At 72.1% G+C, this 25,820-nt stretch carries 26 protein-coding genes; 18 read left to right on the forward strand and 8 right to left on the reverse strand.

Features of this window, described 5'->3' with window-relative positions; all coding sequences use genetic code 11:
• Positions 1 to 62 precede the first annotated feature (62 nt).
• The gene (locus SD460_RS28535; protein WP_290055620.1) at positions 63 to 1,259 is read right to left on the reverse strand and encodes an acyl-CoA dehydrogenase family protein; all 1,197 of its coding nucleotides are present in this window, start codon (positions 1,257 to 1,259) and stop codon (positions 63 to 65) included.
• A 380-nt stretch (positions 1,260 to 1,639) separates the two neighbouring features.
• Here SD460_RS28535 and SD460_RS28540 point away from each other — a divergent pair, with 380 nt between their 5' ends.
• Positions 1,640 to 2,182 (forward strand): SRPBCC family protein, encoded by a 543-nt coding sequence (locus SD460_RS28540; RefSeq protein WP_290055619.1) that lies wholly within the window; start codon positions 1,640 to 1,642, stop codon positions 2,180 to 2,182.
• Positions 2,179 to 3,354 carry a zinc-dependent alcohol dehydrogenase gene (locus tag SD460_RS28545; RefSeq protein WP_290055618.1) on the forward strand — a complete coding sequence of 392 codons (1,176 nt, stop codon included), beginning with the start codon at positions 2,179 to 2,181 and terminating at the stop codon, positions 3,352 to 3,354. Before SD460_RS28540 ends, SD460_RS28545 begins: the two co-directional genes overlap by 4 nt.
• A 185-nt stretch (positions 3,355 to 3,539) precedes the next feature.
• On the opposite strand, the gene SD460_RS28550 is transcribed toward SD460_RS28545, so the two are convergent.
• Complete coding sequence (locus tag SD460_RS28550) at positions 3,540 to 4,553, reverse strand: AraC family transcriptional regulator (protein ID WP_290055617.1); 1,014 nt, start codon at positions 4,551 to 4,553, stop codon at positions 3,540 to 3,542.
• Positions 4,554 to 4,660: 107 nt separating this feature from the next.
• Here SD460_RS28550 and SD460_RS28555 point away from each other — a divergent pair, with 107 nt between their 5' ends.
• Positions 4,661 to 5,047: an STAS domain-containing protein gene (locus tag SD460_RS28555; protein ID WP_290055616.1), complete on the forward strand. Its 387-nt coding sequence runs from the start codon at positions 4,661 to 4,663 to the stop codon at positions 5,045 to 5,047.
• Positions 5,048 to 5,051: 4 nt separating this feature from the next.
• On the opposite strand, the gene SD460_RS28560 is transcribed toward SD460_RS28555, so the two are convergent.
• Entirely contained in the window at positions 5,052 to 6,173 is a 1,122-nt protein-coding gene (locus SD460_RS28560) for a hypothetical protein (protein WP_318306978.1), read from the reverse strand.
• Positions 6,174 to 6,281: 108 nt separating this feature from the next.
• Between SD460_RS28560 and SD460_RS28565 the strand changes: the two genes are divergently transcribed.
• Both SD460_RS28565 and SD460_RS28570 read left to right on the forward strand, forming a co-directional pair.
• Positions 6,282 to 6,554 carry a hypothetical protein gene (locus SD460_RS28565; protein ID WP_290055614.1) on the forward strand — a complete coding sequence of 91 codons (273 nt, stop codon included), beginning with the start codon at positions 6,282 to 6,284 and terminating at the stop codon, positions 6,552 to 6,554.
• A 59-nt stretch (positions 6,555 to 6,613) separates the two neighbouring features.
• Positions 6,614 to 8,203, forward strand: a complete 1,590-nt coding sequence (locus SD460_RS28570) for an alpha-amylase family protein (RefSeq protein ID WP_290055613.1) — start codon at positions 6,614 to 6,616, stop codon at positions 8,201 to 8,203.
• A gap of 100 nt (positions 8,204 to 8,303) precedes the next feature.
• Here the strand turns inward: SD460_RS28570 and SD460_RS28575 are convergent, their stop codons facing one another.
• Genes SD460_RS28575 through SD460_RS28590 form a run of 4 tightly spaced genes read right to left on the reverse strand, consistent with a single transcriptional unit; the run spans position 8,304 to position 12,829 of the window.
• Positions 8,304 to 9,929 carry a glycoside hydrolase family 13 protein gene (locus tag SD460_RS28575; protein WP_318306979.1) on the reverse strand — a complete coding sequence of 542 codons (1,626 nt, stop codon included), beginning with the start codon at positions 9,927 to 9,929 and terminating at the stop codon, positions 8,304 to 8,306.
• Positions 9,930 to 9,957: 28 nt separating this feature from the next.
• Complete coding sequence (locus tag SD460_RS28580; protein WP_318306980.1) at positions 9,958 to 10,677, reverse strand: DUF2267 domain-containing protein; 720 nt, start codon at positions 10,675 to 10,677, stop codon at positions 9,958 to 9,960.
• Positions 10,678 to 10,732: 55 nt separating this feature from the next.
• Positions 10,733 to 11,347, reverse strand: coding sequence for an MEDS domain-containing protein (locus SD460_RS28585; protein WP_290055610.1), 615 nt, complete (start codon positions 11,345 to 11,347; stop codon positions 10,733 to 10,735).
• A 12-nt stretch (positions 11,348 to 11,359) separates the two neighbouring features.
• A complete protein-coding gene (locus tag SD460_RS28590) occupies positions 11,360 to 12,829 on the reverse strand; it encodes a PucR family transcriptional regulator (RefSeq protein WP_290055609.1) in 1,470 nt (489 codons plus the stop codon).
• A gap of 480 nt (positions 12,830 to 13,309) precedes the next feature.
• On the opposite strand from SD460_RS28590, the gene SD460_RS28595 reads away from it, so the two are divergent.
• Genes SD460_RS28595 through SD460_RS28650 form a run of 12 tightly spaced genes read left to right on the forward strand, consistent with a single transcriptional unit; the run spans position 13,310 to position 24,405 of the window.
• On the forward strand, positions 13,310 to 13,786 hold the full coding sequence (locus SD460_RS28595) for an Hsp20/alpha crystallin family protein (RefSeq protein ID WP_290055608.1): 477 nt from the start codon (positions 13,310 to 13,312) through the stop codon (positions 13,784 to 13,786).
• 10 nt (positions 13,787 to 13,796) lie between these two features.
• On the forward strand, positions 13,797 to 14,306 hold the full coding sequence (locus SD460_RS28600; protein ID WP_290055607.1) for a YflT domain-containing protein: 510 nt from the start codon (positions 13,797 to 13,799) through the stop codon (positions 14,304 to 14,306).
• Positions 14,306 to 16,171 (forward strand): molecular chaperone DnaK, encoded by a 1,866-nt coding sequence (gene dnaK, locus SD460_RS28605; protein WP_290055606.1) that lies wholly within the window; start codon positions 14,306 to 14,308, stop codon positions 16,169 to 16,171. Before SD460_RS28600 ends, dnaK begins: the two co-directional genes overlap by 1 nt.
• A gap of 49 nt (positions 16,172 to 16,220) precedes the next feature.
• Complete coding sequence (locus SD460_RS28610) at positions 16,221 to 16,736, forward strand: nucleotide exchange factor GrpE (RefSeq protein ID WP_290055605.1); 516 nt, start codon at positions 16,221 to 16,223, stop codon at positions 16,734 to 16,736.
• Between the two features lie 6 nt (positions 16,737 to 16,742).
• Complete coding sequence (locus tag SD460_RS28615; RefSeq protein ID WP_290055604.1) at positions 16,743 to 17,663, forward strand: DnaJ C-terminal domain-containing protein; 921 nt, start codon at positions 16,743 to 16,745, stop codon at positions 17,661 to 17,663.
• Complete coding sequence (locus SD460_RS28620; RefSeq protein WP_290055603.1) at positions 17,663 to 17,959, forward strand: chaperone modulator CbpM; 297 nt, start codon at positions 17,663 to 17,665, stop codon at positions 17,957 to 17,959. Before SD460_RS28615 ends, SD460_RS28620 begins: the two co-directional genes overlap by 1 nt.
• Positions 17,950 to 20,577: an ATP-dependent chaperone ClpB gene (clpB, locus tag SD460_RS28625; RefSeq protein ID WP_318306981.1), complete on the forward strand. Its 2,628-nt coding sequence runs from the start codon at positions 17,950 to 17,952 to the stop codon at positions 20,575 to 20,577. The genes SD460_RS28620 and clpB overlap by 10 nt, the downstream gene beginning before the upstream one ends.
• Positions 20,574 to 21,020, forward strand: a complete 447-nt coding sequence (gene trxA / locus SD460_RS28630) for a thioredoxin (protein ID WP_290055601.1) — start codon at positions 20,574 to 20,576, stop codon at positions 21,018 to 21,020. The genes clpB and trxA overlap by 4 nt, the downstream gene beginning before the upstream one ends.
• Positions 21,017 to 21,280, forward strand: coding sequence for a ubiquitin carboxyl-terminal hydrolase 14 (locus tag SD460_RS28635; RefSeq protein ID WP_290055600.1), 264 nt, complete (start codon positions 21,017 to 21,019; stop codon positions 21,278 to 21,280). The genes trxA and SD460_RS28635 overlap by 4 nt, the downstream gene beginning before the upstream one ends.
• Positions 21,277 to 22,944: an FAD-dependent oxidoreductase gene (locus tag SD460_RS28640; protein ID WP_318306982.1), complete on the forward strand. Its 1,668-nt coding sequence runs from the start codon at positions 21,277 to 21,279 to the stop codon at positions 22,942 to 22,944. The genes SD460_RS28635 and SD460_RS28640 overlap by 4 nt, the downstream gene beginning before the upstream one ends.
• A 16-nt stretch (positions 22,945 to 22,960) precedes the next feature.
• A complete protein-coding gene (locus tag SD460_RS28645; protein WP_290055598.1) occupies positions 22,961 to 23,494 on the forward strand; it encodes an STAS domain-containing protein in 534 nt (177 codons plus the stop codon).
• Positions 23,491 to 24,405 (forward strand): PrsW family intramembrane metalloprotease, encoded by a 915-nt coding sequence (locus SD460_RS28650; RefSeq protein WP_290055597.1) that lies wholly within the window; start codon positions 23,491 to 23,493, stop codon positions 24,403 to 24,405. The genes SD460_RS28645 and SD460_RS28650 overlap by 4 nt, the downstream gene beginning before the upstream one ends.
• Positions 24,406 to 24,415: 10 nt before the next feature.
• Here the strand turns inward: SD460_RS28650 and SD460_RS28655 are convergent, their stop codons facing one another.
• Positions 24,416 to 24,781: an STAS domain-containing protein gene (locus SD460_RS28655; RefSeq protein ID WP_290055596.1), complete on the reverse strand. Its 366-nt coding sequence runs from the start codon at positions 24,779 to 24,781 to the stop codon at positions 24,416 to 24,418.
• A gap of 312 nt (positions 24,782 to 25,093) precedes the next feature.
• Between SD460_RS28655 and SD460_RS28660 the strand changes: the two genes are divergently transcribed.
• Positions 25,094 to 25,741 (forward strand): HAD family hydrolase, encoded by a 648-nt coding sequence (locus tag SD460_RS28660; protein WP_290055595.1) that lies wholly within the window; start codon positions 25,094 to 25,096, stop codon positions 25,739 to 25,741.
• Positions 25,742 to 25,820: the final 79 nt, after the last annotated feature.

Below are 25,820 nucleotides of genomic sequence, written 5' to 3' on the forward strand. Positions count from 1 at the left end.
TCGGACGACAGGAATGAGTCATTCACGTCACTCGGCGGCGGTCGGGCGGCCCCCGAGCCGGCTCACGTGTACCAGGTCGGCTCCGGCAGCTCGCCGCGCAGCGCGTAGACGCCGACTTCGCGCCGCTTGTAGGCCACCGGGTCGTGCAGCGAGTGCGTGCGCAGGTTCCGCCAGAACCGGTCCAGGCCGTACTTCGACGCGCTCGCGCGGGCGCCCGCCAGCTCGAAGATCTTCGTCCCGATCTCCAGGCCCGTCTCGATCACGCGCTGCTTGGCCGCCGCGATCAGGACCGCCAGCTCACCGCGGGCCTCCGGCGTCAGCTCCTCGCGCGGCGCGTGCAGCACGGCCGAAATCGCCGCGCCCGCCTTGTCCGTGAGCGCCTCGGCCGCCCACAGCTTCGCCTGCAGATCGCCGTAGCCGTCGAGGATGTACCACTCGTCCGCGGCGGCCTCCTTGTCGTCGCCGCCGTACGGCCAGGGGCGGGTGCGCTCGCGCGTGTAGGCCAGCCCCGCGTCGAGGGCGCCCTGGGCGATGCCGAGGTAGAAGTTGGTGAACACCAGCTGGATCGCCGGGACGTTGAGCGTGTTGTAGGTCAGCGGCCGGAACGTCCGGCCGACGTAGCCGGCGGCGCTCGCCCACGGCACTCGCACGTCGGTGATCGTGACGCTGCCGGACTCGGTGAGCCGCTGGCCGAGGTTGTCCCAGTCGTCGTGGAAGACGATGCCGTCCTGTGCGGACGGGACGATGGCGAAGATGTGGTCCCCGGCCCCGGAAAGGACACCTTCGAGCACGGTCAGGTCGGAAACCCTGCTGCCGGTGGAAAACGACTTGTGTCCGTTGTAGACGAGCTCGTCGCCGTCCTCGGTGATGGTCAGGTCGGAGTCGCGGGGGTTGACCGCGCCGCCGAAGAAGAAGTTGTTGCCGGTGTAGAGCTCCTCGACGGCGGCGATCTGCTCGTCGGTCCCGACCAGCCGGGCCGCCCAGGCCCAGAGGTAGTGGTAGCCGAGCAGCTGCCCGATCGAACCGTCGGCGCGGGCGACTTCCCGCGTCACGCGGTAGGCGGTGTCCCAGGTCTGCCCGCCTCCCCCGTGCTCGGCCGGGCCGAGCAGGGTCACCAGGCCGGCGTCCTTGAGGAGCTGGACTTCTTCGTACGGCGTGGCGTTGCGGCGATCCCGTTCGACGGCGTCGACAGCGAGCTTCGCGGCGACGTCCTTCGCGGCCACGAGCCACTCGGCCGCGGTCTTTTCCGTTGTGGTCACAGGGTTTCCCTTCGGGTGTGCGGGCAGGACGGACCAACCCTGGTGCAGGGCATGGCGAACAGGGGTGATCAGCGGGGAATCGTCAGGCGGTACAGCGCGAACCGGCGCCGCGGACGAAGTCGACGTGGCGGCGGCGGGTGAGCTGGATGCCGTCCATGATCCGAGTACACCGGGTGCCCGCGGGGGTGTCAACGCGGGTCCGCGCGCTGGGACCGGCGCGGCCGAATACCCGCAGTTCTTCCTCTGCGTCTTCGCCGGTTCCCGGCGCGCGGAAGCCTCGGGGTTAGGCGGATCGCCGAGGGGTAGCCGCCCCTGATCGGACACGTCCCGGGGTCAGGCACGCCGGGCCGTTCGGCAGCGCGCGACGCAAAGGAGATTTCGTGGAATTGACAGCAACGACCACCATTCGCCAACCCGTGCCGGACGTCTTCGCGTTCTGGCGCGCCCTGGAGAACCTCCCGACGTTCATGGCGCACCTCGAGCAGGTCCGCGTCACCGGCGACCGGACGAGCCACTGGTCCGCCAGTGCCCCGTTCGGCAAGGACGTCGGGTGGGACGCGGAAATCACCGAAGAGACGGCGGGCGCGCTGATCGCGTGGCGGTCGACCGGGAAAGCCGACGTGCCGAACGCCGGCGTCGTCCGGTTCGCGCCCGCCCCCGACGGGGAGAGCACCGAGGTGCACGTCGCCATGACGTACGAGATCCCCGGCGGCGCGCTCGGCAAGCTGGTCGCCAAGTACTTCGGCGAGGAACCGCACCAGCAGCTCGACGACGACCTGCGCCGGCTCAAGCAGGTGCTGGAGACCGGCGAGGTCGTCCGGTCCGACGGCGCCCCGTGGGGCAAGCGGGCCCGCAAGGAGTTCCCGCAACGCCCGGCACAGCCGCTGTCGGACGCCGAGCTCGAGAAGGGACCGGACGCATGAGGGCCAACACCTGGGCGGGCCGCAACAAGGTCGAGGTCCGCGACGTCCCGGACCCGAAGATCCTGAACCACCGCGACGCGATCGTCCGGATCACCTCCACCGCCATCTGCGGCTCGGACCTGCACCTGGTCGACGGCTACATCCCCACCATGCAGGACGGCGACGTCCTCGGCCACGAGTTCATGGGCGAGGTGCTCGAGGTCGGCCCGGGCGTCGATCCGGGGCGGCTGCGCCCCGGCGACCGGGTCGTCGTGCCGTTCCCGATCGCCTGCGGCGCGTGCGCCGCCTGCGCCGCGGAGCTGTACTCCTGCTGCGAGAACTCCAACCCCAACGCCGGGATCGCGGAGAAGATGTTCGGGCACCCGACCGCCGGGATCTTCGGCTACTCGCACCTGACCGGGGGCTTCGCGGGTGGTCAGGCGCAGTACGCGCGGGTGCCGTTCGCCGACGTCGGCCCGATCAAGATCGAGTCGGACCTGACCGACGAGCAGGTGCTGTTCCTCTCCGACATCCTGCCCACCGGGTTCATGGGCGCCGACATGTGCGACATCCGTTCGAGTGACGTGGTCGCGGTCTGGGGCGCCGGCCCGGTCGGCCAGTTCGCCATGGACAGCGCCCGGCTGCTGGGCGCGGCGAAGGTCATCGCCATCGACAAGGAGCCGTACCGGCTGGAGCTGGCGGAGCGGGCGGGCCACATCCCGGTGAACTTCGAGGAGGTCGACGTCCGGTCCCGGCTGCTGGAGCTGACCGGTGGCCGCGGACCCGACAAGTGCATCGACGCGGTCGGCTTGGAAGCCACCCACGGCAGCGCGCACGTCGCGACCTACGACCGGGTCAAGCAGGCGCTGCGATCGGAGACCGAACGCCCGCACGCGCTGCGCCAGGCCATCCTGTCGTGCCGCAGCGGCGGCGTGGTTTCGGTGATCGGCGTGTACGGCGGCCTGCTGGACAAGTTTCCCGCCGGCGCGTGGATGAACCGGTCGCTGACGCTGCGGACCGGGCAGTGCCACGTGCAGCGCTACATGGAGCCGTTGCTGCGGCACATCGAACGCGGCGAGCTGGATCCGACCCGGATCATCAGCCACACGCTGCCGCTGGATGAGGCCGAGCGCGGCTTCGAGCTGTTCAAGAACAAGCAGGACCACTGCGAGAAGGTCGTCCTCAAGCCCTGACGGGTACCCCGCGTCCGGCCACCGGCGAGCCCGGTGGCCGGACGCGGTCCGCCGTCACCGGCCGGCACCTTCGCCAGCCGATCACGGGCAGACGCGGTGGCGGGTGGAGCGCGAGGTCGACGAGCCTGCTGCGGCACGCGCGCCGCCGACCCGCGCGCAGTGCGGCAACCGGTGGCCGGTCGCGGTCAGCCGTTCGGCCCCGGTGCCGGGCGACGGCCGTGCAGGGTGTCCGAGGGCAGGGTGCCGAACTTGCGTCGGTAAGCGGTCGAGAAGCGGCCGGCGTGCAGGAAGCCCCAGCGCGCCGCGACCGCGGCGATCGTCGTCGCGGCGGGGTCGGATACCGCGAGTTCGCCGTGCACCCGGGTCAGGCGGACGTCGCGCAGGTACGCCATCGGCGGCAGGCCGAACCAGCGCTGGAACCCCTCCTGCAGGGCCCGGACGCTGACCGAGACCTCGCGGGCCAGGGTGCTCGACGTCCACGGCCGGCCCGGGTCGTCTTCGATCAGCTCGACGGCGCGGCGCAGCGCCCGGGGCGGGGCCGGGGCCGCCGGCGCGTGGAGGAGGTCGCTGTAGTTGTTCGGCTGGGCCAGCAGCAGACCGGCGATCACCAGGTTCTGCAGGTGCGCGGCCGCCGCGGGGTGGTGCGTGATCCCGCCCGGCCGGCCCGCGTCACGCTCCAGCAGCGCCAGTACGTCGAGCCACGACCGGGCCGCCGGGGTGTCCAGGTCCATCGTGGTGGTGAAGCGCAGCCGCTCGCCCAGCGGCCGCCCGAGCTGCCGTTCCAGCTCCAGTTCCAGGTCGCGCCGGTCGATCATGAGGCAGAGCTGGGCGCACCCGGCTCCCCACCGCAGGTCGGCCGGGTAGCCCGGCATGAACACGGCGGCCCGCCCGGGTGCGGCGAACACCGGCTCCGCCGAGCCGCAGCGCTGCTCGCACCGGCCGGTGACCGGGATGTTGACGTGGTAGTTGCCGGCGTCGGCGGTCCCGAGCCGCACCGCGCTGCCGTAGCACAGGTAGCCCGCGGTCACCGCGCCCACCCGGACCGCGTTGAGCCGCATGTCGAAGCCGCTCCCGCGGTCCAGCAGTTCGAGCCGGTGAGGCAGGTACGTCCGGGTCACGGCTTCGTGCGCTTCGTCGACGTCCCTCGCGCGAGCGACCGGGTGCCCGGACAGCAGCTCCGTCTGAGGCAGACCCGTCACGAGCCGAACGGTAATCGTGTCGTCACGCTCGCGCCAACGCGGGCACCGGACAGGGTGCCGCGTGAATCGGCTGTTCAGGAGAGGCGCCGGGCACTTCACTGGAACGGGTGGGAGACGTGCAGGTGATGGACCAGGGCCCGGCGATGACGCGGCCCGTGCGGGTCGAGCCGCTGGACCACGTGCGGCCGGGAGCTCGGCTGCTGCGGCCACGCGGCCGGTTCCACGCGCGGACCGGGATCGAACTCATGGCCGTCATCGACGGGCAGCGAGCACATGCCCTCGACCTGCTGATCCTCGATCTGACCGAAGTGGTCACCTTCGGCCCGCTGGCCCTCCAGATCGTCGTGCAGATCGCGACGGAGCTCCGCCGCGTCGGCATCGGGCTGCGGCTGGTCGGCTCGGAACAGGCCGTCGGCTCGGCCTTGGCCGTGGCGGGGGTGCGCTCCCTGGTCACCCTGCACGGCACGGTCGGCGAGGCCCTCGCCGGCCGGTGACCGCTCAGTCGTCGTCTTCGGTCTCCTCGGCGCGCTCGCGGTTGCGCTCCTGCCGCTCCCGCTCACGCCGGCTGTAGGTCGCCCGGCGGACGCGCTCCTCGTCCTCCAGGTTCGAGCCCATCGCCCCGGCGACGATGCCCACGGAACTCGCGAGCCACACCAGCTTCAGGTACGAAGACGGTCCGGCGGGATGGCCGAGGACCTCTCCCAGGTAGGTGCCTTCGACCAGGACGACCGACGCCAGCAGCGCCATCGCGAACAGGATGGCGTACATGCACGCCACACCGATCGACAGCGTCAGCGCGGTGGAAGCGTTGTACAGCACCGCTTTCCGCCGGTCGAGGTGCCCGGACGGCTTGTCCCAGAGGTGGTTGTGCACGATCAGCCAGCCCGCCATGACCACGATCGCCAGCACCATGATCCCCGCCAGCCGCAGCGTGGACAGCGCTTCGGCGAGCTTCCAGAACGACGTCGTGATGATGCCGTACGCGGCGGTGGCCGCCGCGGCCGCGGTCGCCCCGGCGAGGTTGGGCACGAGCCGCCACGGCCGGTTGTCCCGGATCATCCCGGCCAGCAGCCGCACCCGGCCCCGCACCCCCACCAGCGCCAGGTGCTCGTCGGCGGTGCCGCGCCCCCGGATGTGCTTCGTCGGCGCCACCAGGTCCCGCAGCCGGTCGACGATCCCCCGCGGCGGATCGGCTTCCTTCGCCGCGCGGCGCGCCACCAGGTGCCGGACCAGGTGGACGATCAGCCGGGACACCCGGCCGCGCAGCCGCAGGGCGCCGAGCGCGGGCAGCGACACCATCGCCACGCCGTGGTCGGCGTTGTAGTCCGACGCGATCGGGACCGTGCCCGAGCGCCGCGGCAGGTCGGTGATGAGCACCAGCAGGTCCCAGCCGTTTTCGGCCCGGCGCTCTTTCGCCAGTGCCAGCATGGGGATGTCACCGTCCTCGTTCAGCGGCAGGGGCTGCGTCTCCTGCTCCACGCGCCAGTCCGTCTCCTCGCCGAGGTCGCGGGCCAGCCGGTCGGGCAGGTCGTCCGCGATCCTCCCGGCGAGCTGCCCGGGCAACCCGTCATCGGTCAGCAGCCCCACCACCAGGGCCTCCGGCGTGCGCTGAGCGGTCATACTCGAACCCTTCCTGGATCTTCGAGGTGCAAGCCGTCCGGTTTCCCGGCTCGACCACCGGTAAACGGCCGTAAGTTTGCCGTCCGGGAGACGGGGTAACGCCGTTCCATGACCGAAAAGGACGACGATCTTCGCGCCGAAGAGTTCGACCGCGCCGCGGTGGGGACGGTCCTGGCGGCCGGCGACTGGGCCGGGTGGGACGACCTGCTCGAGTGGCTGCGGACCGACGGCCCGGGCGTCCCGGAGCTGTCCCCCGGCGCCCTGCGCGGCATCCGGCAGGACGCGGAACGGGCCTGTGCCATGGGATTCCCGTTCCCCCACGACCCGGACCACCTCTACGCCATCCTCCGCGGCCAGCACCTCGCGCGGGCCAACGACTGAGTTTGTCCCGGGGGGCGGCGGGTAGCCGCCGCTCCGTGAATCGGTGGTATCGCAACGGGGTGATCTACTCCCTCGACATCGAAACGTTCCAGGACTCGGACGGCGACGGGGTCGGGGACCTGCGCGGCCTCACCGACCGGCTGGACTACCTCGGCCGGCTCGGCGTGGACACGATCTGGCTCAACCCGTGCCACCCCTCGCCGCGCCGCGACGGCGGCTACGACATCACCGACTACTACGGCATCGACTCCCGCTTCGGGAGTCTCGGGGACTTCGCCGAGCTCGTCAGCCAAGCCGACGAGGCCGGCATCCGGCTCGTGCTCGACCTGGTCGTCAACCACACGAGTGACGAGCACCCGTGGTTCCGGTCGGCCCTCTCCGGGCGGTCGGCGCCGCACCACGACTGGTACGTGTGGGCCGACGACGAACCGGCCGACCGCTGGGACGGCGCCGTGTTCCCCGGGTCCGAAGAGGAGACCTGGACCTTCGCCGAGAGCGTCGGCCGCTGGTACCGGCACCGCTTCTACCGCTTTCAGCCCGAGCTCGACGTCGAACACCCGGCGGTGCGGGCCGAGCTGGCCAAGATCGTCACCTTCTGGCTGCGGCTGGGCGTCGCGGGTTTCCGGATCGACGCGGCCCCGTTCCTCATCGAGTCACACGGGCGGCGGGACTTCGCCCTCCTGCGGCAGCTGCGGGAAACCGTTTCCTGGCAACGCGGGGACGCCGTGCTGCTGGCCGAGGCGAACGTGCCCGAGGACGAGCTGCTGGAGTACTTCGGCAGCGCGGACGACGAGGCCAGCCGCGCGACGATGCTCTTCGACTTCCGGCTCAACCAGGCCTTGATGCTCGGGCTGGCCCGCGGTGACGCCGAGCCCGTCCGGGAGCGGCTGCGGCGCTCGCCCCGGCTGCCGGGCCAGGCCCAGTGGGCCACGTTCCTGCGCAACCACGACGAGGTCGACCTCGGCGGCCTGTCCCCCGAAGAACGCGGCGACGTGATCGGCGAGTTCGGGCCGGAGCCCCACATGCAGCTCTACGACCGGGGCATCCGGCGCCGCCTGGCCTGCATGCTCGACGGCGACCGGCGGCGCCTGGAACTGGCCTACAGCCTGCTGCTGACCATGCCGGGCAGCCCCGTGCTGCGGTACGGCGACGAGATCGGCATGGGCGAGGACCTCACGCTGCCCGAGCGCACCGCGATCCGCACGCCGATGCAGTGGTCCGACGGCCCCAACGGCGGGTTCTCCCGCGCGCCGGCCGACCGGCTGGTCGCCCCGCCCGTCCAAGACGGGCCGTTCGGCTACGAACGGGTCAACGTCCTCGGCCAGCGCCGTGATTCGAACAGCCTGCTGACCTGGTTCGAGCGGGTGCTGCACACCCGCAAGGAGTGCCCGGAGATCGCCGTCGGCCGCCACGAACCCGTCGACGGCGGCCCGACGGCGGTCCTGGTGCACCGGGCCGAAACGGCGAAGGGCCGCATGGTGTTCGTGCACAACCTGGGACCCGCCGACTGCCACGTCCGCATCCCGGCCGAGCCGGACGACCTCGCGCTGGCGGTCTTCGAGGACGGCGCCTACGACGACCGCATCGACCCGGCGGACGTGACCGTCGCCGGCCACGGCTACCGCTGGATCCGGCTGGTCACCGCCTGACCAGCCAGACCGCGCCATCCACCGGCACCCGGTTGCCTTCCGGCGGCACACTGGCCAGCGGCACCCGCGCGCCACCCGGCAACTTGACGAGCTCGGCTCGTCACCGCCTGACCAACCACACCGCGCCATCCACCGGCACCCGCCCGTCCTCCAGCGGCACACTCGCCAGCAGCACCCGCGCGCCACCCGGCAGCTCCACCGGCCCGCCCGACAGGTTCACCACGCACTCGAAACCCGGCTCGCGCGCGAACCACAGCACGCCCTCGGGCGCGGGTACCCACGTCATCGTGCCGTCGCCCAGCGCGGGGTGCTCCCGCCGCGCGGCGAGGGCGGCTCGGTACAGGCGGAGCATCGATCGCGGGTCGTCGTTCTGCGCCTGTGCGGTCAGCTCCCGCCAGCGGGCCGGCTGCGGCAGCCAGGTCGGCACGTCGGTGTCGGTGAAGCCGAACGGCGGTGCCGTTCCCGACCACGGCAGCGGCACCCGGCAGCCGTCGCGGCCGCGCTGGGTGTGGCCGGAGCGTTCCCACGTCGGGTCGGTGAGCACGTACTCCGGCAGGTCCTCGACCTCCTCCAGCCCCAGTTCCTCGCCCTGGTAGAGGTAAGCGCCGCCGGGCAGCGCCAGCATCAGCAGCAGCGCCGCACGGGCCCGGCGCCTGCCCAGCGGGAGGTCGGCCGGCTCGGACGGGCACGGGTGGTCCTCGACCCGGGTGTTCTCGCGGCCGAACCGCGTCACGTGGCGGACGACGTCGTGGTTGGACAGCACCCACGTCGCGGGCGCCCCCACCGCGTGCAGGGCCTCCACCGTGCAGTCGATCACCGAACGCAGCGCCCCGGCCTCCCACGAACAGCGCAGGAAGTCGAAGTTGAACGCGGTGTGCAGCTCGTCCGGGCGGACGTAGCACGCCAGCCGGTCCGGCCTCGCGACCCAGGCTTCGGCGACGAACACCCGGTCCGGGCCGAACTCGTCCGCGATCTTGCGCCACGACCGGTAGATGTCGTGCACGCCTTCGAGGTCCCAGTGCGGGTGCCGGCTGCGGTCCGGCGGCTGCATCAGATCTTCGTGGCCGGACTGCAGGTCCGGCAACGCCGGATCCTTCACCAGGCCGTGGGCGACGTCGATGCGGACGCCGTCGACCCCGCGGGAGAACCAGAACCGCAGCACGTCTTCGAATTCGGCGCGCACTTCCGGGTGGTCCCAGTTCAGGTCCGGTTGCTCGGGGGCGAACAGGTGCAGGTACCACTCGCCGTCCGGCACCCGCCGCCACGCGGGGCCGCCGAAGACGCTGCGCCAGTCGTTGGGCGGCAGCTCGCCGTCGTCGCCCTGCCCGGGCCGGAAGTGGTACCGCGCCCGTTCGGGCGAACCGGGCCCGGCGGCCAGCGCCGCCCGGAACCACCGGTGGCGGTCGGAGGTGTGGTTCGGCACGACGTCGATCAGCAGCCGCAGCCCGGCCCGGTGCACTTCGGCGATCAGCTCGAGGGCGTCCGCGTCCGTCCCGAACAGCGGGTCGACGGCCCGGTGGTCTTCGATGTCGTAGCCACCGTCGACCATCGGCGAGCGGTAGAACGGCGTCGTCCACACGGCATCGACACCCAGGTCGGCCAGGTGACCCAGACGTGCCCGCAAGCCCGCGAGGTCTCCGGTGCCGTCCCCGTTCGCGTCGGCGAAGCTGCGCGGGTAGACCTCGTAAACGACGGCGTCACGCCACCAGTTTTCGGAGTTGTCCATGGGAGCCGGGTAGCCGCTCCGGCTCCGCTCAACCGGGCCGGCCACCGGAGCCCACGGCGGCGACGGCTTCGTCGATCCGCTCGGCCAGCCACAGATCCGGTTCGGTGACGACGCCCTCGCGACCGGTCTTCAGCCGGAACGTCACCGCGCCGTCGGCCCGCTCGACGTGGGCGTGGTCGTTCATCCTCCGCGCTTCCCGCTGGACGCGCTCGACCAGCGGCGTGATCCGGTCGGCGGGCAGCTGCACGGTGCGCTCGATCCCGTGGCGGTCCCCCGACCAGCCGGTCAGGTGACGCAGGCCGCGGGCCACCTCCTCGTCCGTCAGCCGCGTCGGGACTTCCGGCCGGTGGCTCGCCGCGTCCCGGGGCGACTCGCCCGCGGGCTCGAGCACCTCGACGACGGCGCGCGGGAGCCGGGCGCGCAGCTCGCCGGCGAGCCCGGGATCGGTCCGGGTGAGCGCGGTCAGGACCGCCTGGGTGAGGTAGCGGCCTCGCTCGGGCGAGGTCCGCAGCCGCCGGGCCACCGCCGCTTCGACGTCGGTGCCCGAGACCAGGTTCGCCGGTCCGGGATCGCGCACCGGTCCGGCCTCGGGACTGGGCAGCCGGTCGGCCAGCCACTCGCGCCCGGTGTCCGGCAGGCACCGGGCGAGGGCGGCCATGACCGCGGCGAGCACGGCCCTCGCGGTGTCCGGGTCGTCCAGCTCGGCGACGTCTTCGACGGCGGTCAGCCACTTCTCGTGCTGTACCACGGCAGGCTCCCTTCCCACAGGTGGTTTCGGGGCCGCGTACCCGCCGGGGGGCCGATCACACGTCGGTGCGCGCGAGGGGGTGCCCGTTTTCCGGCGCCGAGAGGTAGTAGGGGTTTTCGACGAGCATCCCGGCCATCCAGACCTTCGGATGCGCCTTGATCAGCGGGACGATCAGGTCGCCGCCGAACAGGTCCAGGTCGTAGAGGCACAGCACGACCTTCGGGGAGTCCGCCGTCCACGCGGTCACCGCGACCTCTTCGGCGAGGAGCGCGTCGAGCAGCGCGGGAGCCAGCCGGGGCGCGGCCCAGCCCATGTCGCCGACGACGCGCCCGAACGGGCGGTCACCGGTGCCGAGCTTGCGCCGCGACCAGCCGTCCAGCATCGCGAAGAGCTCGTCGGGCGCGAACTCGCCGTTGCGGAGGTGGCCGTCTTCCGGCTCGGTGAGCACGAGGTCACCCGCGCCGGCCAGCCGTTCTCGAAAGTCCTCGCGCTCCCCCTCGGCGGCCAGGTAGAGCACGGCGTCCCCGGCCTTCAGGCCGTCGGCGAGGAACGGGAGCAGGAGGCGGTCCCGCTCGGCTCGTCCCCGGTGGAAGACGCAGAGGTGGTCACCCGGCGCCAGCGCGGCTCCCCCGAGGGCCACCTCGCGATCGGTCCGATCCCTCCGGTCCATCGTCACCTCCGGTCACTGCGATCCACGCAGCACCTGCCACACCCGGGTGGCGAGGTGCAGGTTCAGCCTGCTGTCCACGTCGTTGAGGTCCAGCTCCGTGATCTCCCGGATCCGGCCGAGCCGGTAGCGCAGCGTGCTCCGGTGGATCATCAGCGCGGCGGCGGTGTCGCCGTAGCTGCCGCCGCACTCGAGGTACTGCGCGAGCGTCGCGACCAGGTCGGCGTTGCGCTGGGTGTCGTAGTCGAGCAGTTTCCCGAGCCACTCGCGGACGAACTCGACGACGTCGCCGTGGTTCTGCCCGGTGTCGAGGAGGCGGTAGATCCCCAGTTGCTCGAACGTGGTCACCCCGTTCGGGGTGTGCGAGCCGCGCCGGACCTGGACCGCCCGCACCGCTTCGCCGTAGGACTTGGGCAAGCGCCCCGGCGTGTCGCAGCGGCTGCCGACGCCGATCGCCCCGTCGGCGCCGAGGCTTTCCGACAACGAGGCGTACAGCGCCGCGCCGTCCAGCGGCCCGGCGACCAGCAGCACGACCGCGCCCGAGTGGCGCGACACGAGCGAGGCGAGCCCGAGCGTGGTCACGCTGCGTCCCGTGGCCTCGGCGACCACGTCCTCGGCGAGGTCGCCGGACCACCGCAGCACGACGACGTGGTGCGGGCGGCGGAGATCGTGCCCGATCGCCTCGGCGCGGGCGTACGCGCTCCCGTCGTCGGTGCCGGCGATGAGGTCGTCCACGAGGTCGCGGCGCAGGCGCAGCTCGACCTCGGCCAGGCTGCGCTGGTGCGAGAGTTCCAGCGCCAGCACGGTCGAGCCGTACTGGAGGGCGAACACCTCGTCCGCGCCCGCGACCCGCGCGGGGTCGATCAGGGAGAGCACGCCGAGCACCTCGTGCCGCGGCTTCACCAGTGAGACGAGCCGGTCCTTGACACGGACCGGTTCGGACCGGGTCGCGGCGTGCCGGAGCAGCTCCTCACGCCGGTGCACGCCGACCTTCGGGTAGGGGTCCGGCCGGCCGGGGCCGCCCCAGGCGCGCAGGTTGCCGAACCGATCCTCAACCGCTACCGGCAGCGCGGTCAGCTGGTGCAGCGCGTGCGCGATGCCCGGCTCGCCCGCCCCGGAAGCCGAGATGGTGGACAGCACGTCGTGCACCTGCGTCTGCTGCTTGAGCCGCTCCACCGACGTGGACAGCTGGTCGTTGAGCTCCCGCAGCGCCACCGACTGCCGCCGCTCCCGCTTGAGCAGCGCGGCGTTGGCGAGCGCCGCGGCTGCCTGCTGGCACAGCGAGTTGAGCAGGAAAACCTCGTCACGGGAGGGGGCCTGCTCGGCCCGGACCACGAGGTTGCCCGTCAGGCCGCCGAGCCCGCGCAGCGCGTGGCACCAGCGCCAGTGACCGTCGGCCAGCTCGATCCGCCCGCTCCGCCCGCCGAGCCGGCGGACTTCCGCGCCGAGGCCGGGATGAGCCTCCGCACTGTCCTGCGAGGTCATTGTTCCGTCCTCGTCGACGAGGTAAGTCGCATCGGTTGTGCAACCACTCAACGACGAAACCGAAGTCGCGGCGAGGCGCATTATGTCCGCCGATTCGCGGCCGTCGAACATCATCATCGAAATCGCCGAAAGGCCGTAGAGATTCGACAGCTGGGCCCGCCACCAGCTGTCCGTTTTCGTTTCCTGGCCTCGTGGGACCGCATCGCCCTCGGGCGTCATTCCGGCCTCCCCGACCTCGACCTGGTGTTTGGCACCCTACGCCGCCGGGACCTGTTCCGCCGGGCCGATGGGGATCCCGGAAATTCGGCCTGCCGGGCGCACGCGGGCGGCGAGCGCCTTTTGCCACCGTGGAACACATCGGACAGGCACCCGTCGCCGGGCGTGGCACACGGAAAGCCTGCCCACCGGAAAAACTCACGCGAGATCGGTTCGGATCGGACAGTCCCGGCAGGACGATCCGTCCCGGATAGGGACTACACCATGACCTTGCTGCGTTTCGATCCGTTCCGAGATTGGGAACGCCTCAGCGAACAGGTGCTGAGCGGGCGCACGGCACCCCGCGCGATGCCGATGGAAGCGTTCCGCCGCGGTGACGAATTCTTCGTCGCGCTCGACCTGCCCGGCATCGACCCGGACGACGTCGACGTGTCCGTCGAACGCAATGTCGTCACGGTGCGGGCGACCCGCCGCCCGGCCCGCGACGAGGGCGCCGAGCTGATCATCGACGAGCGGCCGCAGGGTGAGTTCAGCCGCCAGCTGTTCCTCGGGGACAACCTCGACGCCTCCCGGCTGTCGGCCGACTTCGAGCGCGGCGTGCTGACGCTGCGGATCCCGGTGGCCGAGTCGAGCAAGCCCCGCCGGGTCGAAATCGGGAGCCGCGACGAGCGGCGGCAGCTCGCCGACGACCGCACGGACCAGCCCGCCCACGCCCGCGCCGAAGAACACGCGACCGCTTAGGAGACGAGCCATGACCGCACAGCCGGGCGCGACCGCGCCTTCTCCCCGCCACGCTCCCGACCGGGTCCCGATCGCTTCGTACGACGACTACCGCGACGCCGAGCGGGCCGTCGACTACCTCTCCGACCAAGGGTTCCCGGTGCAGCGGACCGCCATCATCGGCCGCGACGTGCAGCTGGTCGAGCAGGTCATCGGCCGGCTCGGCCTCGGCGGCGCCGCCCTGCGCGGGGCCGGCTCCGGAGCGCTGACCGGGCTCTTGATCGGCTGGCTGTTCGCCCTGTTCAACTGGTTCACCCCGGTCCTCGCCACGCTGACGCTCGCCCTCTACGGGCTCGTCTTCGGCGCGGTCGTCGGCGCGATCTTCGGTCTGGTCTCGCACGCGCTGCAGCGCGGCCGCCGGGACTTCGCGTCGGTCCGCGCGATGGCGCCCACCCGCTACGAGGTCGTCGCCGACGCCGAAGTCGCCGACGACGCCCGTGCGCTGCTGGCGAACCTGCCCCCGGAACAGGGAGGTGCGTGATGGCGAAGGCAGTCGGCATCGACCTCGGCACCACCAACTCGGTGATCGCCGTGTGGGAAGCGGGTGAGCCGCGGGTCATCCCCAACTCGGAGGGGGCCCGGACGACCCCGTCGGTCGTCGGCTTCACCGAAAGCGGTGAACGGCTGGTCGGCCAGCTCGCCCGCCGTCAGGCGATCCTCAACCCGAAGGGCACCATCTACTCGGCGAAGCGGTTCATCGGCCGCAAGTTCGACGAGGTGTCCGACGAGGCCAAGGCGGTCGGGTTCGACGTCGTCGAGGGCGAGGGCGGCGTCGTCCGCTTCGACATCCACGGCAAGCTCTACTCACCGGAGGAGATCAGCGCGCAGGTGCTGCGCAAGCTGGCCGACGACGCGGGCAAGAGCCTCGGCGAGCGGGTGACCGAGGCCGTGATCACCGTGCCCGCGTACTTCAACGACGCACAGCGTCAGGCGACCAAGGACGCCGGGAAGATCGCCGGGCTGAACGTCCTGCGGATCATCAACGAGCCGACCGCGGCCGCGCTGGCCTACGGGCTGGACTCCCAGCAGCAGGAGACCGTGCTGGTCTTCGACCTCGGCGGCGGCACGTTCGACGTGAGCCTGCTCGACGTCGGCGACGGCGTGGTCGAGGTGCGCTCCACCGCGGGCGACAGCCACCTCGGCGGCGACGACTTCGACCGGCGGCTCGTGGACTTCCTCGCCGACAAGTTCGCCGCGGACAACGGCATCGACCTGCGGCAGGACGCGCAGGCGCTGCAGCGGCTGTTCGAGGCGGCGGAGAAGGCCAAGGTCGAGCTGTCGTCGGTCGCCCAGACGAGTGTCAACCTGCCGTTCATCACCGCCGACGCGAGCGGGCCGAAGCACCTGACCGCCACCGTCCGCCGCTCGGAGTTCGAGCAGATCACCGCCGACCTGGTGGAGCGCTGCCTCGGCCCGGTGCGGCAGGCGATGTCCGACGCCAAGGTGAGCGCGAACGACATCGACGAGGTCATCCTCGTCGGCGGCTCGACCCGGATCCCCGCCGTGCAGAGCCTGGTCCGCCGGCTCACGAACGGCAAGGACCCGAACATGAGCGTCAACCCGGACGAGGTCGTCGCGCTGGGTGCGGCCGTGCAGGCCGGGGTGCTCAAGGGCGAGGTCAAGGACGTCCTGCTGCTCGACGTCATCCCGCTGTCCCTCGGCGTGGAGACCCGCGGCGGCGTGATGACGAAGATCATCGAACGGAACACGACGATCCCGGCCCGGCGCACGGAGGTGTTCTCCACCGCGGAGGATAACCAGCCCGCCGTCGACGTCGTGGTGCTGCAGGGCGAGCGCGAGCTCGCGGCCGACAACCGGGTGCTCGGGCGGTTCCAGCTCAAGGACATCCGGCCGGCACCGCGCGGCGAGCCGCAGATCGAGGTGACCTTCGACGTCGACGCGAACGGCATCGTCAACGTCACCGCGCGCGACAAGGACACCGGCGCCGAGCAGGGCATCACGATCACCGAGAGCTCGAACCTCGACCAGTCCGAAATCGAGCGGATGGTCAGCGAGGCCGAGCGCAACCGCGCCGACGACGAACGCCTGCGCGAAGAGGTCGAGGCGCGCAACCTGCTGGACAGCGTCGCCTACCAGGCCGAGAAGGCGATCACCGACCAGACGCCGGCACACGAGAAGGCGCGCGCGGAGATGCTGATCAACGACGCACGGGAAGCCGTCCAGTCGAACGCGCCGCTGGACCGGGTGCGCGAGCTGACCTCGGAACTGCAGCAGGTGCTGGCCGGGCTCACCGCGGCCCGGCCGGGCGGCGGGGACGGCGGTCCGCCGCAGCGAGAGCCGGCCGAGGACGACGACGTGATCGACGCCGACTTCGATCGGGCGTGAGGGAACCATGGCCACCACAGGGAAATCCACGGAGCCGGGGACATCCTCCGTGGACGCCGCCGAGACGGGCGCCGAGTCCGCGCCCCAGGACGCGCCCGTCTCGGCGGTGGGGCCGGACCGGATCCAGGAGCTCGAGGCGAAGGCGGCCGAATGCGAGGACCGCTGGCGCCGGGCGATGGCCGACGCCGACAACGTCCGCAAGCGGCACGCGGCGGAGCTGCGCGCCGAGCGCGCGGCCGAACGGGCGCGGGTCGCCGCGGCCTTCCTCCCCGTCCTCGACAACCTGGAACTGGCGCTCGCGCACGCCGAAGGCGACCCCACCGCCGTCGTGCAGGGCGTGCTGGCGATCCGCGACCAGGCCGTGCAGCTGCTGGCCGGCCTCGGGTACGAGCGCGACGCCGAGAGCGGCGTCCCGTTCGACCCGGCCCGGCACGAGGTGGTCGCGGTCGTCGACGAGCCGGGCACCGAACCGAACACGGTGACCCGGGTGGTCCGGCCGGGCTACGGAACCGGTGGCGGGCAGCTGCGGCCGGCCGCGGTCGCCGTGGCCAAACCGCGGGGGTGAGCGCGCGTGGCACGGGACTTCTACGCCGCGCTCGGGGTCGGCCGGGACGTCGGCACCGAGGAAATCCAGCGGGCGTACCGCAAGCTCGCCCGCGAGAACCACCCGGACGTCAACAAGGACCCGAAGGCCGAAGAACGGTTCAAGGAAGTCAGCGAGGCCTACCAGGTGCTGTCCGATCCGGAGCAGCGGCGCAAGTACGACCGGTTCGGCGCGGACTTCCGGCAGGTGCCCGACGACTGGGAGCAGCGCGTCGGCGCCGGTGCCGGCGCCGGTCCCCGGGGCGGCCGGGTCCGCTACTCCACCTCCGGCAGCGGGTTCGAGGGGTTCGAAGGGTTCGAGGGCGTCGACATCGAAGACCTGCTCGGCGGTCTCTTCCGCGGCCGCGGGCGGGGCGGCCCGGTCCCGGGCGCGGACCAGGAGGCCGAGCTCGAGCTGAGCGTCGAGGAGGCCTACCGCGGCGGGCCGCGGCACCTGAACTTCGGCGGCGACCGCGAATACGACGTGAAGATCCCGCCGGGCGTGCTCGACGGGCAGCGCATCCGGCTGGCCGGGCAGGGCGGGCAGGGCTCCGGGAATGCCGCCCCCGGTGACCTCTACCTCGTCGTCCGCATCCGGCCGGACCGCCGGTACCGCCTGGAAGGGCGCGACATCCACGTCGAGCTCCCGGTGACGCCGTCGGAGGCCGCGCTCGGCGCCACGGTCCCGATCACCACGCCCGGCGGTGAGGTGAAGGCGCGCGTCGCGGCCGGGTCGTCCAGCGGGCGGCGGCTGCGGCTGCGCGGCGAGGGCATGCCGAACCCGAAGGGCAAACCGGGCGACCTCTACGCCGAGGTCAAGATCATGGTGCCGAAGCGCCCGAGCAAGCGCGAACGCGAGCTGTACGAAGAGCTCGCCGCGGCGTCCGACTTCGATCCCAGGAGGACCTGATGGCGCGGTACGTGCTCGTCCGCCCGGCCCGGCTCGACCTCGAGACCGTGGCCGCGCGCACCGGGCTGCACCCCGAGCTGCTCCGCCGGTTCGCGGCACTCGGCCTGGTGGAGTCGACCCCGGACGCGAACGGGCGCCCGTGCTTCCCACCGTCCACTGTGGCCAGACTGGCCCGGATCCAGCGGTTGCGCGCCACGCTTTCCCTCAACTACGCCGCGCTCGGGCTGGTGCTCGACCTGCTCGACCGCATCGACGTCCTCGAAGCCCGAGTCAGGAGCCACCGGCGATGGACATGAGCAAGCTGACCCAGAAGTCGCAGGAAGCACTGCAGGAGGCCCAGAGCGTCGCCGGCCGCCTCGGCCACACCGAAACCGACGGCGAGCACCTCCTGCTCGCGCTGATCGACCAGCCCGAGGGCCTCGTCCCGCGGTTGCTGGCGCAGACCGGCGCGGACGTCGACGCGCTCCGCGCCGCGGTCGAGGCGGAGCTCGGCCGGCGGCCGAAGGTGACCGGGCCCGGTGCCACGCCGGGGCAGGTCTACGTCACCCGGCGGCTGGCCGGGCTGCTCGACGCCGCCGAGCGGGAAGCCCGGCGGCTCAAGGACGAGTACGTCTCCGTCGAGCACCTGGTGCTGGCGCTGGCCGAGGAGGGGTCGAAGTCGGCGGCCGGGCGGCTCCTGCGCGAGCACGGCGTGACCCGCGACTCGTTCCTGACCGCGCTGACGAAGGTCCGCGGCAACCAGCGCGTCACGTCGGCGACGCCCGAGGGCGCCTACGAGGCACTGGAGAAGTACGGCCGCGACCTGGTCGCCGACGGGCGCGCCGGCAAGCTGGACCCGGTGATCGGGCGCGACACCGAGATCCGCCGCGTCGTCCAGATCCTCTCGCGCAAGACGAAGAACAACCCCGTGCTCGTCGGCGATCCCGGCGTCGGCAAGACCGCCATCGTGGAAGGGCTCGCGCAGCGGATCGTGCGCGGCGACGTGCCCGAAGGCCTGCGGGACCGGACGATCTTCTCGCTCGACATGAGCGCGCTCGTGGCCGGGGCCAAGTACCGCGGTGAGTTCGAGGAACGGCTCAAGGCCGTGCTCGGCGAGGTCAAAGCCGCCGAAGGCCGGATCATCCTGTTCGTCGACGAGCTGCACACGATCGTCGGCGCGGGCGCCACCGAAGGCGCGATGGACGCGGGCAACATGCTCAAGCCGATGCTGGCCCGCGGCGAACTGCACATGATCGGCGCGACCACCCTGGACGAGTACCGCAAGCACATCGAGAAGGACGCCGCGCTGGAACGCCGGTTCCAGCCGGTCGTGGTGGACGAACCCGCCGTCGAGGACACCATCTCCATCCTGCGCGGGCTGCGCGAGCGGCTCGAAGTGTTCCACGGCGTCAAGATCCAGGACGGCGCGCTCGTCGCGGCCGCCACGTTGTCGCACCGCTACATCAGCGACCGGTTCCTGCCGGACAAGGCGATCGACCTCGTCGACGAGGCTTGCGCGCGGCTGCGCACGGAAATCGACTCGATGCCCGCCGAACTCGACGAGCTGACCCGGCGGCTGACGCGGCTGGAGATCGAAGAGGCCGCGCTGTCCAAGGAAACCGACAAGGCGAGCAAAGCGCGGCTGGAGGAGCTGCGCCGGGAACTGGCGGACCTGCGGGCCGAAACCGACGCCAAGAAGGCGCAGTGGGACGCCGAACGCCAGGCGATCCGGCGCGTGCAGGAGCTGCGGTCCGAACTGGAGCGGGTCCGCCACGAAGCCGAAGAGGCAGAACGGAACTACGACCTCAACCGCGCCGCCGAACTGCGCTACGGCGAGATCCGCGAACTGGAGCGCCAGCTCGAGGGCGAGGAGGAACGGCTGGCGAGCAAGCAGGGCGAGAAGCGGCTGCTGCGCGAGGTCGTCACCGAGGACGAGATCGCCGAGATCGTCTCGCAGTGGACCGGCATCCCGGTGTCGCGGCTGCAGGAGGGCGAACGCGAAAAGCTGCTGCGGCTCGACGAGATCCTGCACGAGCGGGTCGTCGGCCAGGACGAAGCCGTCCGGCTGGTCGCCGACGCGATCATCCGCGCCCGGTCCGGGATCCGCGACCCGCGCAAGCCGATCGGGTCGTTCCTCTTCCTCGGCCCGACCGGGGTCGGGAAGACGGAGCTGGCGAAGACGCTCGCCGCGGCGCTGTTCGACAGCGAGGACAACATCGTCCGGCTCGACATGAGCGAATACCAGGAGCGGCACACGGTCTCCCGGCTGCTCGGCGCGCCGCCCGGCTACGTCGGCTACGACGAGGGCGGCCAGCTCACCGAAGCGGTGCGGCGCAAGCCGTATTCGGTGGTGCTGTTCGACGAGATCGAGAAAGCCCACCCGGACGTGTTCAACACCCTGCTGCAGGTGCTCGACGACGGCCGGATCACCGACGCGCAGGGCAGGCTGGTCGACTTCCGCAACACCGTGATCATCATGACGTCCAACATCGGCTCGCAGCACCTCCTCGACGGGGTCACGTCGTCCGGCGAGATCAAGGCGGAAGCCCGGGACGCCGTGCTGGCGGAGCTGCGGCACCACTTCCGGCCCGAGTTCCTCAACCGCCTCGACGACATCGTGCTGTTCACCCCGCTGGGGCTGCCGGAGATCGAGCGGATCGTGGAGCTGCAGTTCGACCAGCTGCGCCGCCGGCTGGCCGAGCAGGGCGTCACCGTCGAGCTGACCGAAAACGCGCGGCGGTTCATCGCCGAGCGCGGGTTCGACCCCGTGTACGGCGCCCGGCCGCTGCGCCGCTACATCTCCCACGAGGTCGAGACGCGGATCGGGCGCGCGCTGCTGCGCGGCGAGCTGACCGAGGGGCTGGTGATCGTGGTCGACGCGGCCGACGGCGACCTGACCGTCGACTTCCGCGGCCCGGCGGAGGAGGCCGCATGAAGACCGTGACCGTCACCTGCGAACACTGCGGGAAGACCAACCGGATTCCCGCCGCCGCGGACGGATCGCCGAAGTGCGGCAACTGCCACCGGCCGCTGCCGTGGGTGGTCGACGCGGGCGACGACGACTTCGCGCAGATCGCCGAACAGGCGAGCCTCCCGGTCCTCGTCGACCTCTGGGCCACCTGGTGCGGCCCCTGCCGGTCGGTCAGCCCGGCGCTGGACCGGCTCGCCCGCGCGCGGGCCGGGAAGGTGAAGCTCGTCAAGGTCGACGTCGACCGGGCGACGGCCGTGGCGCGCCGGTTCGAGGTCATGGCCGTGCCGACCCTCCTGGTGCTCCGCGGCGGCGAGGTCGTCCGGCGGCAGGCGGGCGCGGCTCCGGAGAACGTCCTGCGCGACTGGCTCGACCAAGCACTGAACTCGCCAGAGGAGGCGAAGACGTGACCACGTTCGTCGACCCGCACTTGGCCCTCGTCCGCGATGTGGTGCCCCGGACGCCCCAGGGCTGCGAGGAATGCCTCGCCGCCGGGACCCCGTGGGTGCACCTGCGGCTGTGCCTGACCTGCGGCCACGTCGGCTGTTGCGACTCGTCGCCGATGAAGCACGCGAGCCGGCACGCCCACGCCATCGGTCACCCCATCGTGCGCTCGTTCGAGCCCGGGGAGGACTGGCGCTGGTGCTACGTGCACGAGGCGTTCGTATGACGCTTCCGGCGCAGGACCTCGTCGAGACCCCGGATCCGCACGGGGCGTTCCCCCGGCTGACGCGCGAGCAGCTCGAGAAGCTGTCCGCCGCCGGCGAGCGCCGGCCGGTGCGGCCGGGGGAAGTGCTCTACGCGCAAGGGGAAGAGACGACGGACTGGTTCGTCGTCCTGAGCGGCAAGGTCGCCATCCAGCACCGCGAGGGCGACGACACCAGGACCGTGCGGGTGCACGGGCCGGGGCGGTTCCTCGGCGAGCTGGGCCTGCTCGAGGGGCAGCCGTCGTTCTTCACCGCCGTCGCCGCGGAACCCGGCGAGGTGCTCGTCATCCCGGTGGACGCGCTGAAGTGGCTGGTGTTCGGCGACCCGGGCCTCGGCGATCTGATCCTGCACGCCTACTTCGTCCGCCGCGCGCTCATCATCGGCTCCGGCGACGGGCTGCGGATCATCGGCTCGTGCTACTCGCCGGACACCCGGCGGCTGCTGGAGTTCGTCGCCCGCAACCGCCTGCCGTACCGGCTGGACGACCTCGACCAGGACCACGGGGCCGAGGAGCTGCTGCGCCGGCTCGGCGTCACCGTCGACGAAACCCCGGTGGTGGTGCTGCCCGGCGCCCGGGTGCTGCGCAACCCCGGCAACGCCGAACTGGCGGCCGCGATGGGGCTCCGGCACGTGGAACCGCCGGTGGGCGTGCGCGACCTGCTCGTGGTCGGCGCCGGCCCCGGCGGGCTCGCGGCCGTCGTCTACGCGGCGTCCGAAGGACTGGCGACGTCGGCGTTCGACGCCGTCGCGGCGGGCGGGCAGGCGGGCACGACGTCGCGGATCGAGAACTACCTCGGCTTCCCGTCCGGGATCTCGGGCGCGGAACTGGCCGAGCGGTCGCTGATCCAGGCGGACAAGTTCGGGGTCCGGGTCGCCGTCCCGGGCGAGGCGCGCACGCTCGTCCCGAAGGACGGGCTGTACGCGGTGGGCTTCGACGACGGCACCGAGATCGTCACGCGGACGGTGATCATCGCGAGCGGCGCCCGGTACCGGCGCCTGCCCCTCCCCCGGCTCGACCACCTGGAAGGCACGTGCCTCTACTACGCCGCGACCCCGCAGGAGGCCCGGCAGTGCCGGGCCGACCCGGTCGCGGTGGTCGGCGGCGGCAACTCCGCGGGGCAGGCCGCGGTGTTCCTGGCGGAAACCTCCCCCGTGGTGCACCTGCTGGTGCGCGGCGGCGATCTCGGCAAGGACATGTCGCGCTACCTCGTCGACCAGGTCCATGGACACCCGCGGGTCCGGGTCCACCTGCACACCGAGGTCCGCGAAGTCGTCGAGGACGGCAAGGCGATGGCGGCCGTCGAGGTCGAGGACAACCGCACCCACGAGCGGGACCGGCTCGCCGCCCGCGCGTTGTTCGTCTTCATCGGGGCGGCTCCCCACACGGACTGGCTGTCCGGCCACATCGCGCTCGACGACGACGGGTTCGTGCTCACGGGCGCGGACGTCGGCGGGTTCGCCGACGCCGGGATCTCGCGGGCGCCGTTGCCGCTGGAGACGAGCAGCCCCGGGGTGTTCGCCGTCGGCGACGTCCGGCACGGCTCGGTGAAGCGGGTCGCCTCGGCGGTCGGCGAGGGTGCCATGGCCGTCCGGCTGGTGCACGAGCACCTCGCGCAGCAACTCTGACAACCGGAGGATTCCCATGACCACCAGGCTTTCCCACCCACCCCTCACGCTCCCGGAACCGGACCGGCTGATCAGCCGCGCCGCGGACGACTTCACCATCAGCTCCACCCTGCACCCCGGGCGCTACACCGTCGTCGCGGTCACCGGGCGGGCGGACGCACCGGCGTTGCGGACCCTCGCGGGGTACCTGGCCGGGCTCGTCCACGCGGGCGTCCGCCACGTCGTCATCGACCTCTCCAGGGTCGACCGGCCCGGCGACGACCTCCTCGGCCTGCTGCGCCGCTGCGGCGAACGGCTGGCGGCGGACGGCGGCGCGCTGGAGCTGATCGGGCTGACCCCGCCGGTGCTGTACGAGCTGGACGACGACGCGCTCGCCGAGGTCTTCGCGCGGTACCGCGCCGCCTTCGAGGGCGGCCGGTGGCACTGGGCGGAACGGCGCTGCCCCCAGGGCTTCGACGGCGTCGCCGAGCCCGGCTCCCCCGCCCGCTTCCGCGCCTTCGTCGACACCGGCGCCACCGGGCGCGGCGAGCGGTTCGGGCGGCGCCGATGACCACCACCGGCCACCGCGCCCACCGCCGCACGTGGGCGCGGATCTTCGTGACGGGACTGCTGCTGTGGGTGCTCTCGGTCATCGTGACGTACGCGACCGGCAACCCCAACCTGCTGCCGACGCTCGTGCTGCTCGGCAGTTTCCTGGTGCCGGTGACGTTCGTGGCGTGGGCGTTCGAGCGCCGTGATTCCGGGGAGATCACCGCCGAACTGGTGTTCCGCACCTTCTTCGTCGGCGGCGTGCTCGGCGTCCTCGGCGCGTCGGTGCTGGAGGCCTACCTGCTGTACCCGTCGTGGTGGCTCTACGTGGGGGTCGGGCTCATCGAGGAGGCGGTCAAGCTGGCCGCGCTCGCCCTGCTGACGCGCGGGCTGGCCGTGAAGTCCATGCGGGACGGCATGATCCTGGGCGCGACGGTCGGCTTCGGCTTCTCCGCTTTCGAATCCGCCGGCTACGCGCTCACGTCGTTGTTCACCACCCGGGGCCTGTCGCTGGACGACCTGGTCACGACCGAATTGCTGCGCGGGCTGCTCGCGCCGGTCGGGCACGGGTTGTGGACCGCCATCCTCGGCGGGCTGCTGTTCGCGTGGAGCACGCGCGAGCACTTCGTGCTGAGCCTCCGCCTGGCTCTGGCGTTCCTCGGCGTCGCGCTGCTGCACGCGCTGTGGGACTCCATGTCGGCCATCGCGCTGGTGATCACGCTGGTGCTGTACGGGCAGGTGGCGCAGCTCGAGCCGCGCGGCCTCGTCGTCCCGCCCGCGGACGTGACGACGGTGTACACGGTGACGACCTGGGCGGGCTTGGGCGTGATCGCCCTGCTCGGCGTGCTGTGGCTGGTGGTACTGGTCCGCCGGTCGAGGCGGGAACGCCGGGCACCCCAGTGGGCGTACCGCATCCCGGCCGCGCGGTACTGAACTCCAGCGCTCACGCGCCGCGGGCGGGCGCCGTGATGGCCCGCCCGATCCCGGCGTGGATGTCGAACCGCCCGACCAGCCCGAGCGCGGTGAGCGGCCGCAGCACGGCCCGCGACGGGCGGGCCAGCCGCATGGGGATGCCGGCGTCCCGGAGCGTGAGCCGCGTGTGCTCCAGGACGCCGACACCCCCCGCGCTGAAGAAGCCGATGCGGCCGAAGTCCAGCACCACGAGCCGGTTGCCGGCCCCCAGCAGGCTCCCGAGCGCGCTACGCAGGTCGGCGAGCCCGACCACGTCCACTTCACCCCCCACCTGCAGCACGGTCACGTCCCGGCGGACCCGGTAGGTGCACACCCACAGCTCCCGGGGAACCCGCACCGGGAGACAATCCCCCGGACGGGTTCGAACAGACGGTTCGGCGTGGTCTCGCGGCTCGGCCATGGCGCGGTTTCCCTCCTGCACGGCGAATCGCCCTTCCGGCGTAGGACGAACTCGCATTCTGCCCAGCCGAGCGCGATCGCTCCTCGTCCTGACGGCGTGAACATCGGGGCGCCGGTCAGTCCCCCGGAGTCCATCGGCCCTGCGTATCAAGGGTGTACGGCCCCCTCAAGCGCTCGGCAGCGGGCCCACGCCCGGCGGCTACCGGTGCCAGACTGAAGCACGGAACGTCACCGACTGAGAGGAAACACCATGCCGGTTCGGGCGGTCGTCCTCGACATCGGCGAGACCGTGCTCGACGACACGCGCGAATGGCACGCGTGGGCCGACTGGATCGGCGTCGGCAGGCACACGTTCTCGACCGTGCTCGGCGCGGTCACCGCCGCAGGGCGGGACAACGCCGAAACGTTCCGGTACTTCAAACCGGACTTCGACGTCGCCGCCGAACGGCAACGTCGGGAGGAAACCGGCAACGGCGAGCAGATCGAAGAATCCGACCTCTACTCGGACGTCCGCCCCGCGCTCGCCGAGCTCCGGGCCAGCGGGGTCTGGGTCGGGCTGGCCGGCAACCAGACCGCCAGAGCAGGGAGCCTGCTCCGCAAGCTCGATCTCCCGGTCGACGCCATCGCCACCTCGGCCGAGTGGGGTGTCGCCAAGCCGGATCCCGCCTTCTTCCGGCACGTCGTCGAGCTGGCCAGCGTCGCTCCCCGCGAACTCCTGTACGTCGGCGACCACCGCGACAACGACGTGGTCGCCGGGCACGGCGCCGGGCTGTGGACAGCCCTGATCCGGCGCGGGCCCTGGGGGCGCCTGTGGGCTGACGACCCGGCAGTAGAGGCGAACGCCGACTGGGTCATCGACACGCTCACCGAGCTGCCCTGGCTGATCGCTGGAACTTGATCAGTTCACGTCCGTCTGAGCCGCAGCAGTGCTCGGCCATCCACCCTGCCGACCGGCTGACCGTGACCGGGGGACAGTG

Origin of the sequence: Amycolatopsis solani (assembly GCF_033441515.1) — a bacterium.
Lineage (GTDB): Bacteria > Actinomycetota > Actinomycetes > Mycobacteriales > Pseudonocardiaceae > Amycolatopsis > Amycolatopsis solani.